Origin of the sequence: Rhodococcus sp. BP-261 (assembly GCF_019835205.1) — a bacterium.
GTDB lineage: Bacteria > Actinomycetota > Actinomycetes > Mycobacteriales > Mycobacteriaceae > Rhodococcoides > Rhodococcoides kyotonensis_B.
In genome coordinates, this window is the sequence record NZ_JABUCO010000009.1 from 61,781 (window position 1) to 77,465 (window position 15,685).

The 15,685-nt window shown below is 66.2% G+C and carries 18 protein-coding genes; 10 read left to right on the top strand and 8 right to left on the bottom strand.

The features are described from left to right. Positions 1–5: 5 nt before the first annotated feature. Positions 6–500, bottom strand: a complete 495-nt coding sequence (gene ybaK, locus HQ354_RS12550; RefSeq protein ID WP_222634778.1) for a Cys-tRNA(Pro) deacylase — start codon at positions 498–500, stop codon at positions 6–8. Positions 501–704: 204 nt separating this feature from the next. On the opposite strand from ybaK, the gene HQ354_RS12555 reads away from it, so the two are divergent. Beyond that, complete coding sequence (locus HQ354_RS12555) at positions 705–1,364, top strand: sigma-70 family RNA polymerase sigma factor (RefSeq protein WP_222634800.1); 660 nt, start codon at positions 705–707, stop codon at positions 1,362–1,364. Continuing rightward, complete coding sequence (gene rsrA, locus HQ354_RS12560) at positions 1,361–1,672, top strand: mycothiol system anti-sigma-R factor (RefSeq protein ID WP_114331574.1); 312 nt, start codon at positions 1,361–1,363, stop codon at positions 1,670–1,672. The genes HQ354_RS12555 and rsrA overlap by 4 nt, the downstream gene beginning before the upstream one ends. 69 nt (positions 1,673–1,741) lie before the next feature. On the opposite strand, the gene HQ354_RS26015 is transcribed toward rsrA, so the two are convergent. After that, positions 1,742–1,816: a 50S ribosomal protein bL37 gene (locus tag HQ354_RS26015; protein ID WP_110293457.1), complete on the bottom strand. Its 75-nt coding sequence runs from the start codon at positions 1,814–1,816 to the stop codon at positions 1,742–1,744. 95 nt (positions 1,817–1,911) lie between these two features. Here HQ354_RS26015 and HQ354_RS12565 point away from each other — a divergent pair, with 95 nt between their 5' ends. Together HQ354_RS12565 and HQ354_RS12570 are read left to right on the top strand one after the other, a co-directional pair. Further along, entirely contained in the window at positions 1,912–2,127 is a 216-nt protein-coding gene (locus HQ354_RS12565) for a biotin/lipoyl-binding carrier protein (RefSeq protein ID WP_068421475.1), read from the top strand. A gap of 19 nt (positions 2,128–2,146) precedes the next feature. Continuing rightward, entirely contained in the window at positions 2,147–3,625 is a 1,479-nt protein-coding gene (locus tag HQ354_RS12570) for a sensor histidine kinase (RefSeq protein WP_222634777.1), read from the top strand. 133 nt (positions 3,626–3,758) lie between these two features. On the opposite strand, the gene HQ354_RS12575 is transcribed toward HQ354_RS12570, so the two are convergent. Beyond that, complete coding sequence (locus tag HQ354_RS12575) at positions 3,759–4,013, bottom strand: WhiB family transcriptional regulator (RefSeq protein WP_026347946.1); 255 nt, start codon at positions 4,011–4,013, stop codon at positions 3,759–3,761. A gap of 287 nt (positions 4,014–4,300) precedes the next feature. Then, positions 4,301–5,257, bottom strand: coding sequence for a diacylglycerol kinase family protein (locus HQ354_RS12580; protein ID WP_222634776.1), 957 nt, complete (start codon positions 5,255–5,257; stop codon positions 4,301–4,303). Between the two features lie 184 nt (positions 5,258–5,441). Between HQ354_RS12580 and HQ354_RS12585 the strand changes: the two genes are divergently transcribed. Then, positions 5,442–5,864: a hypothetical protein gene (locus HQ354_RS12585; RefSeq protein WP_068421469.1), complete on the top strand. Its 423-nt coding sequence runs from the start codon at positions 5,442–5,444 to the stop codon at positions 5,862–5,864. Here the strand turns inward: HQ354_RS12585 and HQ354_RS12590 are convergent. Next, on the bottom strand, positions 5,861–6,487 hold the full coding sequence (locus HQ354_RS12590) for an acid phosphatase (RefSeq protein WP_068421629.1): 627 nt from the start codon (positions 6,485–6,487) through the stop codon (positions 5,861–5,863). The two genes, HQ354_RS12585 and HQ354_RS12590, sit on opposite strands and share 4 nt — an antisense overlap. A 328-nt stretch (positions 6,488–6,815) precedes the next feature. Between HQ354_RS12590 and HQ354_RS12595 the strand changes: the two genes are divergently transcribed. Both HQ354_RS12595 and HQ354_RS12600 read left to right on the top strand, forming a co-directional pair. Next, a complete protein-coding gene (locus HQ354_RS12595) occupies positions 6,816–8,297 on the top strand; it encodes a DHA2 family efflux MFS transporter permease subunit (RefSeq protein WP_068421628.1) in 1,482 nt (493 codons plus the stop codon). 115 nt (positions 8,298–8,412) lie between these two features. Further along, entirely contained in the window at positions 8,413–9,210 is a 798-nt protein-coding gene (locus HQ354_RS12600) for a ParA family protein (RefSeq protein ID WP_068421465.1), read from the top strand. Here HQ354_RS12600 and HQ354_RS12605 read toward each other — a convergent pair. Beyond that, positions 9,186–10,454 carry a hypothetical protein gene (locus HQ354_RS12605; protein WP_222634775.1) on the bottom strand — a complete coding sequence of 423 codons (1,269 nt, stop codon included), beginning with the start codon at positions 10,452–10,454 and terminating at the stop codon, positions 9,186–9,188. The genes HQ354_RS12600 and HQ354_RS12605 overlap by 25 nt on opposite strands. Positions 10,455–10,465: 11 nt before the next feature. Continuing rightward, complete coding sequence (locus HQ354_RS12610) at positions 10,466–12,076, bottom strand: DEAD/DEAH box helicase (protein WP_222634774.1); 1,611 nt, start codon at positions 12,074–12,076, stop codon at positions 10,466–10,468. A gap of 345 nt (positions 12,077–12,421) precedes the next feature. Here HQ354_RS12610 and HQ354_RS12615 point away from each other — a divergent pair, with 345 nt between their 5' ends. After that, positions 12,422–13,141: a ferritin-like fold-containing protein gene (locus HQ354_RS12615; protein ID WP_068421460.1), complete on the top strand. Its 720-nt coding sequence runs from the start codon at positions 12,422–12,424 to the stop codon at positions 13,139–13,141. 126 nt (positions 13,142–13,267) lie between these two features. Continuing rightward, on the top strand, positions 13,268–13,492 hold the full coding sequence (locus HQ354_RS12620; protein ID WP_068421457.1) for a DUF3107 domain-containing protein: 225 nt from the start codon (positions 13,268–13,270) through the stop codon (positions 13,490–13,492). Between the two features lie 79 nt (positions 13,493–13,571). On the opposite strand, the gene HQ354_RS12625 is transcribed toward HQ354_RS12620, so the two are convergent. Next, a complete protein-coding gene (locus tag HQ354_RS12625; protein WP_114331570.1) occupies positions 13,572–14,225 on the bottom strand; it encodes a TetR/AcrR family transcriptional regulator in 654 nt (217 codons plus the stop codon). Between the two features lie 277 nt (positions 14,226–14,502). Here HQ354_RS12625 and HQ354_RS12630 point away from each other — a divergent pair, with 277 nt between their 5' ends. Beyond that, complete coding sequence (locus tag HQ354_RS12630; protein ID WP_114331613.1) at positions 14,503–15,675, top strand: DUF3152 domain-containing protein; 1,173 nt, start codon at positions 14,503–14,505, stop codon at positions 15,673–15,675. Positions 15,676–15,685 lie beyond the last annotated feature (10 nt).

Sequence of the window (15,685 nt, forward strand, 5' to 3'; positions counted from 1 at the left end):
GAGCTTCAGCCCGCCCCGATGGGCGCCGTCACGGCGTGAGTGAGTCGCACCAGGTCGTGAGGATCGAGCTCGATCTCGAGTCCACGACGCCCGCCGCTGCAGAGCACCCGGTCCCACCCGAGCGCGGACTCGTCGACGACGGTCGCCAGCGCTCGCTTCTGGCCGAGGGGCGAGATCCCACCGAACACGTAGCCGGTGGAACGCTCCGCTTCGGCGCGTTCGGCCATCGCGGCCTTGCGCGCGCCGAGAGCTGCGGCGGCGGCTTTCAGGGAAAGAGTCGTCGTGACGGGGAGGACGGCGACAGCCAGGGCCCCGTCGTGTTTTCTGATCACCAGGGTCTTGAAGATCTGGGCCTTGCCGACGCCCAGCCGGGCGCCGAGGACGTCGGCGGCCTCGGTTCCGTACGACTCCGATCGCGGGTCGTGATCGTAGGTGTGTACCTCGTGAACGACCTTCTGCTTGCGAAGGACGGCGATCGCTGGTGTGGACGCTGCGGACATGGCGTCACTGTATCGACGGGGGTTCGTTCGACAGACCCGGGAACAGGCGGGGCTGTCGCGATGTTCTTGTGGTTCGAGTACCGAACGAGCAGGAAGGGAGACGCTGTGGCTGTATCGACGACCGAGCGCCCCGTCCGCGCTGCCACCGACGGCAGCGCGATCTACGTGAAGGACCTGACATCGCCCGCGGTAGCCTGGAAGGACATGGCTACCGAAGGGATCAGCGTGGAGGAAGTCGAGCGCACAGCTCAGGCGGCGGCTGAATCGGAGACCGAACTGACGGAACGCTTCGAACGTGATGCGCTCCCGATGCTGGACCAGTTGTACGGTGCCGCACTGCGGATGACGAGAAGTCCGGCCGACGCGGAGGACCTGGTCCAAGAGACCTACATCAAGGCCTATTCCGCGTTCCGGTCGTTCCGCGAGGGCACGAACCTCAAGGCCTGGCTGTACCGAATTCTGACCAACACCTACATCAACTCGTACCGGAAGAAACAGCGGCAACCTGCGCAGTACCCGACGGACGAGATCACCGATTGGCAGTTGGCCGCGACCGCCGAACACTCGTCGACGGGACTGCGTTCGGCCGAGGTCGAGGCGCTCGACTCGTTGCCCGACGACGACATCAAGGAAGCGCTGCAATCGCTTCCCGAAGAGTTCCGGATGGCGGTGTACTACGCCGACGTCGAGGGATTCCCGTACAAGGAGATCGCCGAGATCATGGGCACGCCCATCGGAACGGTGATGTCGCGGTTGCACAGAGGCCGCAAGCAACTCAGAGGTCTGCTCGCAGGCGTGGCCCGTGAGCGCGGATTCAATCGAGGCGGAGCGGTGGACGTGCACGAGCAGGAGGTTTCGCGGTGACATCGGATGCGGACAGGACACCGGACGCCGACGCGGCGAACAGCGAGTTCGAGAAGTTGGACTGCTCCGCAGTCATCGCCGACGTGTGGCTCATGCTGGACAACGAATGCGACGAAGGCACCAAGCACCGCCTGAAGCGTCACCTCGACGAGTGCGGGTCGTGCTTGGCCGCGTACGGGATCGAGGAGAAGGTCAAGAGCCTGATCGGGCGTAAGTGCGGCGGTGAGCAGGCGCCGTCCGGGCTCCGCGAACGCCTGAGCATCGAGATCCGTCGGACCGTGCTGATCAAGCAGTCCGAGAGCGAGTAGAGGACCGACGAACACGAGAAAGGCCGGGAAGCCATGTGCTTCCCGGCCTTTCGTGTCTCGGCGCTCGCGTCAGCTGTTGGGACGCTTGCCGTGGTTTGCTGCGTTGCCCTTGCGGCTGCGCTTCTTACGTCCACGCTTACCCATGTGTAGCTCCTCTCGTAGATTCACTACAGTCTTTCACGTGTGATCGGGTGTGCGTCCGCGGGTGCCGTGGAGCGCGACGAACGAGAGGGAGAGTCATGGCCGAGGACGTGCGCGCAGAGATGGTGTCGACCGTCTTTCAGATCGTCGTAGCCGAGGGCGACACGGTCGCGGTCGGGGACACCCTCGTCGTCCTCGAATCGATGAAGATGGAGATTCCGGTGCTGGCCGAGACGTCGGGAACGGTCACGACGATCGGCGTCGAGGTCGGTGACGTCATCCAGCAGGGTGACCTCATCGCCGTCGTGGCCTGACACATCCGAAGCCGACACCGTGTCCACGCTGAGCGACCTGCTGGCCGAGCACACCGATCTGCCGGGTGAAGCCGTCGACCATCTGCAGCGGGTGGTCGGGGAGTGGCAACTGCTCGCCGACCTGTCCTTCGCCGACCTGTTGCTGTGGGTCGGCACCGACGACGTCGAGGGCGCGCCCGGCGCCAAGGTGCTGTGTGTGGCACAGTGCAGGCCGACCACCGCCCCGACGGCGTTCACCGAGGACATGGTCGGCGCCGTCGTATCCGAATCCCAGCATCCGACGGTCATCGACTCTCTCGTGAGCCGCGAGATCGTCCGCGGCGAGGTCGCGGGGTCGGACAGCGTGCCCGTTCGATGCGGCGAACACGTCATCGCCGTGCTGACCCGCGACGTGAATCCCACGCAGCAGCGTCCACCCAGCGCGCTCGAGATCGCCTACCGCGACAGCGCGGACGATCTGTGCCGCATGATCGGCGACGGCACGTTCCCGACGCCGGTCGAGCGCACGGACGTCAATTCGTCGCCTCGCGCAGGTGACGGCTTCATCCGTCTCGACACCGAGGGACGCGTCGTCTACGCGAGCCCGAATGCGCTGTCTGCATATCACCGAATGGGTTTGTCGACGGAACTGTCGGGCCGTGACCTGGCGTCGGTGACGCGTTCGCTGATCACCGATCCGTTCGACTCGCAGGAAGCCGCCGACCACATTCGGGCGACTCCGACGGCGAGCGTCGGCCACCGGATGGAAGTCGACGCACGCGGCGCCACGGTGTTGATCAGAACGCTGTCGCTGCGACCTCACGGCCGCTCGGTCGGGGCAATCGTCCTCGTGCGCGACGTCACCGAGGTGAAGCGTCGGGACCGGGCGCTGCTCAGCAAGGACGCGACCATCCGGGAGATCCATCACCGGGTGAAGAACAACCTGCAGACCGTCGCCGCGCTGCTGCGGCTGCAGTCGCGTCGCACCGAGAACGAGGAGGCTCGGGTCGCACTGAGCGAGTCGGTCCGACGCGTCACGTCGATCGCCGTCGTCCACGAGATGCTGTCCATGTCGGTGGACGAAGAGGTCGATCTCGACGAGATCGTCGACCGCCTCGTCCCGATCATGCTCGACGTGGGCACCGTCGATCCGCGAGTTCGGGTGAAGCGGACAGGCAAGCTGGGCGTCTTCTCCGCCGAACGCGCGACGCCGTTGGTGATGGTGTTGACCGAGCTCGTGCAGAACGCGATGGAGCACGGTTTCGAGGCAGGTACCGCAGGAACGGTGCTGATCACCGCCGACCGGTCGGCCAGGTGGCTCGACGTCGTCATCCACGACGACGGGCAGGGCTTGCCTACCGGCTTCTCGCTCGAGCGGTCCGAAGGGCTCGGTCTTCAGATCGTCCGAACGTTGGTGTCCGTCGAACTGAACGGCTCTCTCGGCCTCCATCCCGCGCAGGGCGGGGGAACCGATGCGTCCCTTCGTGTTCCGCTCGGTCGCCGCCCCCGCACTCCCTGACGCGCCCGCCACGCGGGGCGGGCATCCTGCCGACCCGACGGACGTGGCCCCCGAACGCAGAAGAACCCGGCTCCCCCTGAGCCGGGTTCTTTCTCCGAATCAGCTCGTCCGATGCGAGCGTCGGAATCCGTTGCTAGACGGAGCTGCGTGCACGCGTACGTGCATTACGCCGCTTCAGTGCGCGACGCTCGTCCTCGCTCATTCCACCCCACACGCCTGCGTCCTGGCCGGACTCGAGTGCCCACGAGAGGCACTCTGCGGTGACTGGGCAACGCGTGCAGACGACCTTGGCATCAGCGATCTGCGCGAGAGCCGGGCCGCTGTTTCCCACGGGGAAAAAGAGTTCCGGGTCTTCGTCGCGACAAATGGCCTTGTGGCGCCAGTCCATCCTCTGCTCCTTACCGGGCGCCGTAGCGCCATAGTTTCTCTGTAGTTCACGAGTGCGTATCGAATGTTTCCGCACTGTTGCTTGTGAATGCTTTCACGAACTTAGGGGAAGTCAAGAGATAGCCGTGCGTCCGTGGTCAAGCTCACTCTGTTAGGCTCGCTTAAGCCTCCTGCGCTCCTTTGTACCCCGATGGAGGTGATTCTGCTGAGATTTCCCCAGCAAGACAGGCCTCAGGCGTTGGGACGAGCCCTGCCTTACGGGTACGTAACTACCCGATCGGGCAGGTGTCACCGGGGTCTCGGAGCCACCACTTCCAACGCCGACGGTGTGGAGAAGAATTCCGCTTCCGTGCGCTCGCCGAGATAGTCGCCGTCCATCTGCAGTCCGATCGGTTTGGACGACGTGATGCGGACGCGAGGAACGTCGTCGTGTCGAAACAGCTTGCGGGACTTGGGTTCCGACGTGGCCGACAGAAGCTGTCTCGACACGTTCAGGCTGGGGAACACCCTGGTCGTCCGCATCGCGAACAGGCCGAGTCCGGTCTCGAACGAGGTGCCGGGGTTGGTGTGCACAGGCCGTTCGCTGAGGTAAGTCCACGGGCTCGAGTTGGAAACGAAAGCGTAATGAACTCCTGTTACCGAATCGTGACCCGGAATGTCGACGGTCAGCGTCGGTTCGTGATTCTTGTTACGAAAGAACTCGCGCACAGACGCTCGGACGTATCGGCTCGGCGACACCGGCCTGCCGTCCTTGCGGCTCGCATCGATCGCACGGCAGACGTCCGCGTCGAGGCCGAGTCCAGCGTTGAACGTGAACCAGCGGTTGTCGCAATGTCCGAGTCCGATGGTGCGCCTCGACCGTGCCGACAACAGGTCGATCAACTGGTTCGTGGCCGCCACCGGATCCGACGGAATGCCGAGCGAGCGGGCGAACACGTTCGCGCTGCCCCCGGGGACGACGGCGAGCGGCGGTATCGCACCGATGGTGACCGATTTCATCGACGCCGGGAGGGGAACTCCGAGCATGCCGTTGACCACTTCGTTGACGGTTCCGTCGCCGCCGTGGACGATCACCAGACCCATTCCGTCGTCACGGGCCTGGGATGCCAGCTCGGCTGCGTGGTCGCGATGCGTCGTATGGGCGACGGTGACGCGAACACGACTCGACAACGCGTGTGCCAAGAGGTCACGAGCCGCGGGGGTGGTCGAGGTCGCATTGGGGTTGACGATCAGGAGCGCGCGCACGGGGACCGAGCCTATCGGCACCGGCATCGGGGGGCAGGAGTGGAGCCTGCAGGAACGACCGGAAAAGGGGCAGGAGTGGAGCCTGCAGGAACGACCGGATGAGGGGCAGGAGTGGAGCCTGCAGGAACGACCGGATGAGGGGCAGGAGTGGAGCCTGCAGGAACGCGCCGTTTATCCTGGCCGAGTGTCGACGCCTTCGCTGCCTCAGGTGCCCCCCGTGACGTTTCGATCCGCGGGAGTGCTCGTCGCCGTGGAGGGAATCGTCGCGCTCGTCGCCGCGGTCGTGTACGTGGTTCGTGCCGTCGAGGGGTCGGACCGGACCACGGCGAACGGGTACGGAACTGCCGGGTGGTTCGCGGTCGTCGGCGCTGCGGTGCTCGCGGCCGGCGTCGCGCTGATCGCGGGCAAGCGGTGGGGGCGTGCCATCGCGCTCGTCGTTCAGTTGCTGCTGCTGCCCGTCGTGTGGGCGCTGTTGACGGATTCACACCAGCCGCTGTACGGGGCGCTGCTCGGTGCAGGTGTGCTGTCGATTCTCGTGCTGCTGTTCAGTCCGCCGTCGTCGAGATGGATGGCGGCCGAGTACGGCCAGGACGACGACGAGAGCTAGCTCGCACGCCTGCCGGTCCGGACGGACGGGTGAATGTTGTGGACGGCGATCTGCCGGTACGAGTGCTCGAATCCGAGAACCGAGTACGCGGCGGGGGACATGGCGAATCGTTTGCCCTCGGACACGGGTAGTTCGGTCCATCGGGTGAGCAGTGCTCGGGAGAAGTGACCGTGCCCGACGAGGACGACGTCACGTTCCGGCAGAGCCGACAGGGCCACCGACAGAACGAGGTCTGCGCGGGTGCCGATTTCGTCCATCGTCTCGCCGTTCGGGCACGGATGGGTCCAGACCGTCCAGTGCGGCACGTTCTGTCGGATCTCCGGCGTGGTCATGCCCTCGTAGTCGCCGTAGTCCCACTCGGCCAGTGCATCCCACGGTCGATCGATGTCGAGGCCTGCCAGCTGCGCGGTCCGCCGAGCACGCTCGCGTGGGCTGCTCAGCACGAGCGGATCGCGTAGGTCGAGTTCGCCGAGCAACGTGCCCGCCGCGACCGCCTGTTCCTCGCCGACGGCCGTGAGCGGGACGTCCGTCGTGCCGGTGTGACGCCCGGTCGTCGCCCATTCGGTCTCGCCGTGCCGGAGCAGAACGACACGTCCGTGGTCACCGCTGGCTGTTGCGCTCATGCTCATATAGTGCCGTGCGGCACTGTGGCTTTCGCGTCCGGCTCGACCGAATCGGACGAACGGGACGTCGTGTCCGGTCTCACAGCCGTCCGGCCCGATCCGGTCGCTAAATGAATTGAGTGGTCGGCTCGATAACGCGATACTGTCTCCCGTCGGCCGGAACGCGTGCACTCTCGCCCGTTCCACGCGGGTGAGGACGTCTCGAACCCCGTCAACGCAGCCGACGGTTCGACCGATCGTCTCGTCGCCCGATGCTCGATGTCGCGGCGCGCGAATCACAGTGGACGCGTGCACGGCGTGCTCGCGAAGAAAAGAAGGACGGATGCCCATGACGCAGCCAGGATCATCGCCACCGGGTGCAGCCGAGCCGGAGAAGCTCGACTCGGCCGTGTTGAAGGTCGCGGGCGTCGTCGTGCTCGGCGCGATCATGTCGATTCTCGACGTCACCGTCGTCAGTGTCGCGGTGCCGACGTTCATGGACGTGTTCGACGCGACGTACGCGACCGTCGCGTGGACCATGACGGGCTACACGCTCGCCCTCGCAACGGTCATTCCGTTGACCGGATGGGCTGCGGACAGGTTCGGAACGAAGCGTCTCTACATCACTGCGCTCGTGTTGTTCGTGCTCGGGTCCGTCCTGTGCAGTTTCGCGTGGGACATCACGTCGCTGATCGTGTTCCGCGTGCTCCAGGGTCTCGGTGGCGGCATGCTGATGCCGCTCGGTATGACGATCATGACGCGTGCAGCGGGCCCGGAGCGCATCGGCCGTGTCATGGCCGTCCTCGGCGTGCCGATGCTGCTCGGCCCGATCAGTGGTCCGATCCTGGGTGGTTGGCTTCTCGAGGCGGCCAGCTGGCATTGGATCTTCCTGATCAACGTGCCGATCGGCATCGTCGCGCTCATCGCCGCCGTCGTGATTCTGCCGCAGGACGCACCGACACCGTCGGAGTCGTTCGACTTCCTGGGCATGCTGATGCTGTCGCCGGGTCTCGCCCTGTTCCTGTTCGGTGTGTCGTCGATCCCCGAGACCGAGACGGTGTTCGCGACGCGAGTTCTCGTCCCGGCCATCGTCGGTGCAGTGCTCATCGTGCTGTTCGTCTTCCATGCTCTGCGCACCGAGCACCCGTTGATCGATCTGCGACTGTTCCGAAACCGTGCGCTCACCATCGCAGTCGTCACGACGCTGTTCTTCATCACCGCGTTCATGGGCGCCGGCCTGTTGTTCCCCAGCTACTTCCTGCAGATTCGCGGCGAGACCACGTTGGCAGCAGGTCTGCTCCTTGCGCCGCAGGGCCTCGGCGCGATGCTGACCATGCCGATCGCGGGCACGCTTGCGGACCGCATCGGCCCGGGAAAGATCGTGCTCGTCGGACTGGTCTTCGTGACCGCGGGTATGGCCGTGTTCACACAGGTCGGGCCGGACACGTCCTACGTCCTGCTGCTCGGCGGGCTGTTCGTGATGGGCATGGGCCTCGGCTCGACGATGATGCCGATCATGACAGCGGCGCTGCAGACGCTCACCGACCACAGCGTGGCTCGCGGATCGACGCTGATGAACATCGTCCAGCAGACGTGCGGTTCCATCGGTACGGCCGTCATGTCCGTCGTGTTGACCAACCAGCTCAAGGGCGTCGAGTCGGCGACATCGCCGGTCGAGGCGCTGAGCATCTCGGCGGACGGTTTCGCGACGACGTTCACCGTGGCACTCGTGCTGGTCGTTCTGACGTTCGTCCCCGCGTTCTTCCTGCCGCGTAAGAAGGTCACCCCGTCCGAGGGCAAAGACTCGGCAGCACCGGTGATCATGCACTGACACGTCGTGAATCTGCACTGTGGGCGCGTCGACCATCCGGACTCGAAGGGTGTGCGACGCGCCCACGGTCGTCTTGTCTGGCCACCAGCGCCGATGTAGGCGAGGATCTAACGCTGTGACGACTGTACTGGCGGTTGCGAATCAGAAGGGTGGCGTCGCGAAGACCACGACAGTGGCATCACTTGCGGCGGCACTGCACGCGCTCGATCAGCGGGTCTTGGTGATCGACCTCGATCCCCAAGGCTGTCTCACCTTCTCGTTGGGGCACAACCCGGACAAGCTCGAGACGTCGGTGCACGACGTCCTCACCGGTGACACGCCGCTGTCCGACGCGGTCGTCGAGACCGACGAGGGCATCGTCCTGCTGCCGGCCACCATCGACCTCGCGGGCGCGGAGGCGCTGTTGTTGATGCGAGCCGGGAGGGAGTACGCGCTGAAGCGGGCGTTGGCGTCGGTGCAGGACGATTTCGACGTCGTCGTGATCGACTGTCCGCCGTCGCTCGGGGTGCTCACTCTGAACGGTTTGACGGCTGCGCATTCGGTTCTGGTGCCGCTGCAGTGCGAGACGCTCGCCCATCGCGGTGTCGGCCAGCTGTTGCGGACCGTGTCGGACGTCCAGCAGATCACCAATCCCGACCTCGCTCTGCTCGGCGCTCTTCCTACTCTGTTCGATGCTCGCACCACGCACAGCCGTGACATTCTCGGTGACGTGTCCGATCGGTACTCGCTGCCGGTTCTGGCGCCGCCGATTCCGAGGACGGTCCGTTTCGCCGAAGCCACGGCGTCGGGCGCGACCGTTCTGTCGGGACGGAAGAGCAAGGGCGCGCAGGCGTATCGCGAACTCGCCGCGAATCTGCTGGCCTACTGGAACGGGTCGGAACTCGAGACCTATTCGCCGGCCGCGGGCGACTGAGGGGCGCTCAGCGCGACGACGGTCTCTCCGCGTTGCTCGACGACGACGTCGCCGACGACCGCGATACCGACCATTCCCGTGTAGCCGGCCCGATCCACCGGAATGGTGCTGCCCGGCGAACCGGTGCCGGGGTCCAGTACTGCGATGCCGTCGGGAACGGGCACGAGAAGCTTGCCTGGCATGACCGCTCCCGGGCCGAGCGCGGACGGCAGCGACCAGACGGGTGACAGGTCGCCGAGTCCCAGCGCGACCGTGGCGGTTCCGGTCCACCACGCGAACACCGATGCTGCCTTGACGACGGTGTCGTCGTTCGGAAACGCACCCGGGCCCGCGACGGCGTCGGACAGGTCGAATTCGGACAGTTGTTGCGCGGTGCCGTCGAAGATCGCGACCCGCGCGGGCTCGCCTGGCGACGCCGGAATGGCAAGTGCAACACGGTCTCCCGACGCGACCAACACGGTGGCGCCGTCGATCTCGCCCTCGGGGCCGGTGAGCGCTGCGACGACGGACGAGCCGTATACCTCCGGCTGCTGCGCATCCTTCGGTGCCGGGTTCAGCATCGTCAGACGTGCGGCGTCCTCGCCGGGGCACCGTTCGAGCACTGCGACTCGCGAGGAGTTCGACGCCGACGACAGCAATGTGCAACCGGTGCGCGGTTGGGAGTTCGGATTGACCGGAGCATCGACGCGACCGTACTCGAGTGTGCGCACGAGATCCGACCGCCACAGTTCCATGCGGGTGTCACCCCGCGAGGTCAGATACGTGCCGTCGTCGGTGGTCCGAACTGCGGCGTCGGCATCGGAGGTGCGCTGTGCCTTCCGCATGCCGGTCGCACCGTCGAGCTCGGTGACCTGTGAGCAACCGCGATCGTCGGAGTAGATCGCGACCGCCGTGTTCCAGGCATCGGTCACGTCGCACAACGCTCGGTCACGCTCGTAGGACCACGCGACGTCACCCGTGGCGGGGTCGTGTCCCTCCACGGTGCCGCCGTCCCCGGTGACGACGGCGGCGCCGGTGACGATCGGTGATCGGGTGACGGGACTCTGGGCGCGCCAGAGCTCGGTCAATGCCGTCGGCACCGCTGTCGCGGTGTCGGTCTGGGGGAGCGGCGACGTCGCGACGGTGTCCGTCGTTCCGTGTGCGTCGCTCCTGAGCCAGACGACGGCGAGTCCGAGCACCACGACGACGAGGATCACCGCCGCCGCGACGAGATCCGATCGCCGTCGACGTTCCGGTGCCAGCACGAAGAGAGAGACTACTCCGACGCGGTCTGCGCGGGTGCGGCCGACGCGGGGGAGCGGCGACGACGGCGGCGTCGTCGCGGGGCAGCCTCGGTGCCGGCGTCGGCGGGAGCGCTCTCCGAGCCGTTGTCGGCGGTCTCGCCTGCGTCCGCGCGGCGAGCAGTGGGCTTGCCTGCCCTCGTGCGCGTCCGGTTGCGGGTACGACGCGGCTTCGATTCGGCTGCGTCGTCGTTCTCGGCGGTACCTGCGTCGGACGCCTCGACCTTCGGTTCCGGCGTCTTCTTGATCGAACCGGTGACGTCCGTGGGGATGTCGAGGTCGTCGAAGAGGTGAGGCGAGCTCGAGTACGTCTCGATCGGGTCGGGCGTGCCGAGGTCGAGCGCCTTGTCGATGGCCTGCCAGCGGGGGATGTCGTCCCAGTCGACGAGGGTCACCGCGATGCCGGTGCGTCCGGCGCGGCCGGTGCGACCGATGCGGTGGACGTAGGTCTTCTCGTCCTCGGGGCACTGGTAGTTGATGACGTGGGTGACGTCGTCGATGTCGATACCGCGCGCGGCGACGTCGGTGGCGACGAGCACGTCGATGCTGCCGCTCCGGAACTTCTTCAGTGCCTTCTCGCGCTGGATCTGGCCGAGGTCTCCGTGGACGGCGCCGACGGCGAAGCCACGCTCGAGCAACTCGTCGGCGACCTTCTGCGCGGTGCGCTTGGTGCGGACGAAGATCATCGTCGCGCCGCGGCCGTTCGCCTGCAGGACCTTGGACACCATCTCGACCTTGTCGAGAGCGTGGGCGCGGTAGATGTGCTGGGTGGTGCGGTCGTGCACGGCGGACGACTCGGCCTCTTCGGCGCGGATGTGCGTCGGCTGCGTCAGGAACGTGCGTGCCAGGGTGATGATCGGGCCGGGCATCGTGGCGGAGAACAGCATCGTCTGACGGCCCGCGTGGGTCGACCCCGCCGACGGTCCGTCGGGGACCATGCCGAGGATGCGTTCGATGTCGGGTAGGAAGCCGAGGTCCAGCATCTCGTCGGCCTCGTCGAGTACGAGGACTCCGATCTTGCCGAGAATCAGGTGGCCCTGCTTCGCGAGGTCGAGGAGTCGTCCCGGCGTGCCGACGACGACGTCGACGCCCTTCTGCAGCGCGCTGATCTGCGTCTCGTACGGCTTGCCGCCGTAGATCGACAGGATCTTCACCGGCCCGTTCGACGACTTCAGGTGCTTCGACGCGTTGGCGAGGTCGGCGCTGACCTGGATGCACAGCTCGCGCGTCGGCACGATGACCAGAGCTCGGGGAGTGCCGTCCAGCGGCGTCGTACCGGAGTCGGTGGTCGCGACGCGGTGCAGCAACGGCACGCCGAATCCGAACGTCTTGCCCATGCCGGTGCGTGCCTGGCCGATGAGGTCGTCGCCTGCGAGCGCGAGCGGGAGCGTCAACTCCTGGATCGCGAAGGTGCGCTCGATGCCGATCTCTTTCAAGGAGCGGACGATGTCGTCGCGAACTCCCAGTTCGGCGAACGTGGGCGGAACGTGTGTGTCGTCGAGTTGTGCGGACAACGTGGTGTCGCCGGTCTCGGCTTCTTGGTCGACGATGATCTTGCTCAGGGTTCTGGCCTTCCTCGTGGTCACACGTACGCACGAAGAAGGGCACAGGCCTATTGCCGGCCGAAGTCGATGCCCTCGTCCCGATGTGATGTCGCAGCGAGCCTCAGCCGTGTCGGAAATAGACACACGATCGGCGAAGCAGTCGGAGCGACCCGGGGCGGGTGCGCACACATTGTCGTGAATCTTCGCGGTGAAAATCGGTCCGTGTCTTCGGTCCGCGCGTCGATCCGATGACCATGGTAACTTGCCGAGCCCGCGAAGCGGGTATCGAGGCGTCCGACCATCGCGTCGACGTGGCAGGACGGTGTGAGCTTTCGCATGCCCGAACGACACATGTGACGGGCGCGTCCGAGCCTTAAGATTGCCGTCATGGGAGCCCACTCGCCAGACGCCGTGACCACCGACCCGTCGACAACGGTCGGGAGCGATACCGACGAACCTCGGATCGCGTACGACCATCCCGGTGTCGCCGAGCTGCTGGCTGTGCTGGCGTACGGCGAGATCTCGGCGTTCTACCGTCTGGCAGAGGACGCACGCATGGCACCCACGATGCAGGGACGCGTCGCACTCGCGAGCATGGCCGCCGCCGAGATGAACCACTTCGAGACCCTCGTGCAGGCGCTGTCCGATCGCGGCATCGACGTCTACACCGCCATGGACCCGTACGTTCGCGCGCTGGACGAGTATCACGCCTCGACGAACCCGTCGACCTGGATGGAAACGCTGGTCAAGGCGCACGTCGGCGACGGGTTGGCCGCCGACTTCTACCGCGAGATCGCGCATACCCTCGACCCGGCAGTGGCGACGACGGTCCGTGAGGTGCTCGCCGAAACGGGACACTCGGAGTTCGTCGTCCACGAGGTCTCGACGCGAGTGAAAGCCAGCTCGCAGGACAAGGCGCGACTGATGCTGTGGGGCAGGCGGTTGCTGGGTGAAGCGATCACCCAGGCGCAGTACGTGCTGGCCCAGCGCGAGGAACTGACCGATCTCGTCATCACGGCGTCGGGAGATCTGAACGGCGTGGCTGCGCTGTTCGACCGCATGCAGGAGCAGCACGCCGAACGCATGAAGGTCCTCGGCCTCGTCTGAGTTCTCTCGTCGTGCGGCCGTGCGCGTGTTCGCTGACAGCACGTGCCCGTCGCGCGCGTGGGTCGGTCCGGCTGCACTAGCCTGGGCGAAGCAGCTGAAGTTTCTCTAGGAGTTCGGAGGTTGGCCGTGGAGGTCAAGATCGGTGTGTCGGAAAGCTCTCGCGAGCTCGTGGTGAACAGCGCTCAGTCGCCCGACGAGGTCGAAGCGCTCGTCGCCACGGCGCTCGAGGGCAAGGACGGCGTGCTGTCGCTCGTCGACGAGAAGGGCCGCAAGTTTTTGATCCACACCTCGAAGGTCGCCTACGTCGAGATCGGCCCCGCCGACGCTCGCAAGGTCGGATTCGCCACCTAGACGTCGTGGACGAACGCGAGGCCCCGTATCGAATCGATACGGGGCCTCGGTCGTCTGCGGGTACTCGGGCGGAGTCGAACTACGGAGACTGCAACGGCACGTGCGACAGACCGCCCCACGCCAGCGAGACCGTCGTGTCCACTGCGTCTTCTTTCGAGATGGGCCGGTCCGCTTCGAGCCAGTAGCGCGCCGTGAACTGGCTTGCGCCGACGAGGCCGACCGCCAGTACGCGTGCTCGGTACGGATCGAGGCCGGAGTCGTGGGCGACGAGGTCGAAGACCGCGTCCACGCACGCTTCGGTTGCCTGTTCGACGCGTGCGCTGACCTGAGGTTCGCCCATGAGGTCCGACTCGAAGACCAGACGGAAGCCCTGGGAGTCCGTGTCCACGAAGTCGTAATAGGCGAGTACGGCCGCCCGGACACGCTTGCGGTTGTCCGTCGTCGAGCGCAGCGCCTGACGGACCCCGGAGATCAGCGTGTCGACGTAGCTCTGCAGGACCGCGAGGTAGAGCTCGAGCTTGCCGGGGAAATGCTGGTAGAGGACGGGCTTGCTGACGCCCGCGCACTCGGCGATCTCGTCCATTCCCGACGCGTGATAGCCGCGGGTCACGAATACCTCGCTCGCTGCCGCCAGGAGTTGTGCGCGTCGCGCATCGCGGGGCAGCCGCGCGCTGCGACGGCCGGCCGTGGGGGCCGGACGGTCCGTGGACGTCCGATCCGCGATTTCAGTCATAGTGCTCGATCCCATCCGCATTCGTCTCTGCACCCGTTGTGGGGGACCCTGGGCCGAGATGGTGTCGTCTCGAATTCGGGTAGTGCAGATCGTGGCAACGATACCTCCCGGCAACGGTACGTCCGATACGACCGCCCGCGGGTCGTCCGCCGACGCCCGGATCTTCGGTTGCCGACGCCGCGACCTGCCGGTCGGTTTGGAGACCGGTCGGTTGTTCCGTGTCACTGATTTCGGCGCGGCGAACAGAGGATGTCGACGACTGTGAGATTCTGGCGTGGTGACTGACCGAGGTGGGCCGCGGCGCAGCGGAAGGAACAGATCGAGCGCCGACGACTCCCGTGACACCGAACGAGACCGGCAGTACTCGACTGTCGGTGGCCGAGCGCGCCGCGCCGAGCGCGACATGCGCCGTGAGTTCGACGACGGTGGCCCGGACGATTTTCCGCGCGACGTGGGTTCGCGTGGTTCCCATCAGCCGTTGCGTGCGCAATGGGATCCCACGACGCGTACCGAGCCGCGCAAGCCCCGCACACGGTCGCCGCGCCCGGAACGTCAGGCGAAGAAGCAGAGCAAGCTCGGCAAGTTCGCGTCGGTGTACGGCTGGCGTGCGTACGCCATTCCGATTCTTCTGGTCGTGACGGCCTTGGTCGTGTTCGATGCCGTTCGTACCGGTGATCCGGCGACGACCACGGCGGGTGGTACGAATCAGTCCGCCGATCCCGGGTTCGGCGCGCTGAGCACCGACACGACCGGTTCGACCGACGTCATCGGTGTTCCGCCGGCCGCGGACGGCAACTTCGCGGACTCGATTCCGTCGGGCGATCTGCCCGACGGCGGCCCGTTCGCCGTGCAGGGCGCGGGCACGTGGCACACCGTTGCGGGAACGACGCCGCAGGTCGGTCAAGGTACCGAGCGCGTGTTCACCTACACGGTCGAGGTGGAGGACGGGGTCGACACCGTCGGTTTCGGAGGCGACGAGTCGTTCGGCCGTCTCGTCGATCAGACGCTCGCCAACCCGAAGAGCTGGACCAACGATCCGAGATTCGCCTTCCGTCGTGTGGATTCGGGTGAACCGGACTTCCGCATCTCGCTGACATCGCAGATGAGCATCCGGCAGGCGTGTGGGTACGACATCCAGCTCGAGGTCTCCTGCTACAACCCCGGGATCGGACGTGTCGTGCTGAACGAGCCGCGTTGGGTGCGCGGTGCCATCGCGTTCCAGGGCGACATCGGCTCGTATCGTCAGTATCAGATCAATCACGAGGTCGGCCACGCCATCGGCTATCAGCAGCACCAGCCGTGCGAGACCGAGGGAGGGTTGGCGCCGGTGATGATGCAGCAGACCTTCGGAACCGCCAACGACGACATCGCCCGGCTCGATCCGGAAGGCGTCGTGCCGATGGACGGCAAGACCTGCCGGTTCAATCCGTGGCCCTACCCGCGTAGCTGACCTGGTCGAC

Bases quoted from the DNA above. Each gene is read 5' to 3' on its own strand.
- ybaK (WP_222634778.1), bottom strand. From the start codon at position 500: ATGTCCGCAGCGTCCACACCAGCGATCGCCGTCCTTCGCAAGCAGAAG.
- HQ354_RS12555 (WP_222634800.1), top strand. From the start codon at position 705: ATGGCTACCGAAGGGATCAGCGTGGAGGAAGTCGAGCGCACAGCTCAG.
- HQ354_RS12565 (WP_068421475.1), top strand. From the start codon at position 1,912: ATGGCCGAGGACGTGCGCGCAGAGATGGTGTCGACCGTCTTTCAGATC.
- HQ354_RS12575 (WP_026347946.1), bottom strand. From the start codon at position 4,013: ATGGACTGGCGCCACAAGGCCATTTGTCGCGACGAAGACCCGGAACTC.
- HQ354_RS12590 (WP_068421629.1), bottom strand. From the start codon at position 6,487: ATGAGCGCAACAGCCAGCGGTGACCACGGACGTGTCGTTCTGCTCCGG.
- HQ354_RS12595 (WP_068421628.1), top strand. From the start codon at position 6,816: ATGACGCAGCCAGGATCATCGCCACCGGGTGCAGCCGAGCCGGAGAAG.
- HQ354_RS12615 (WP_068421460.1), top strand. From the start codon at position 12,422: ATGGGAGCCCACTCGCCAGACGCCGTGACCACCGACCCGTCGACAACG.
- HQ354_RS12625 (WP_114331570.1), bottom strand. From the start codon at position 14,225: ATGACTGAAATCGCGGATCGGACGTCCACGGACCGTCCGGCCCCCACG.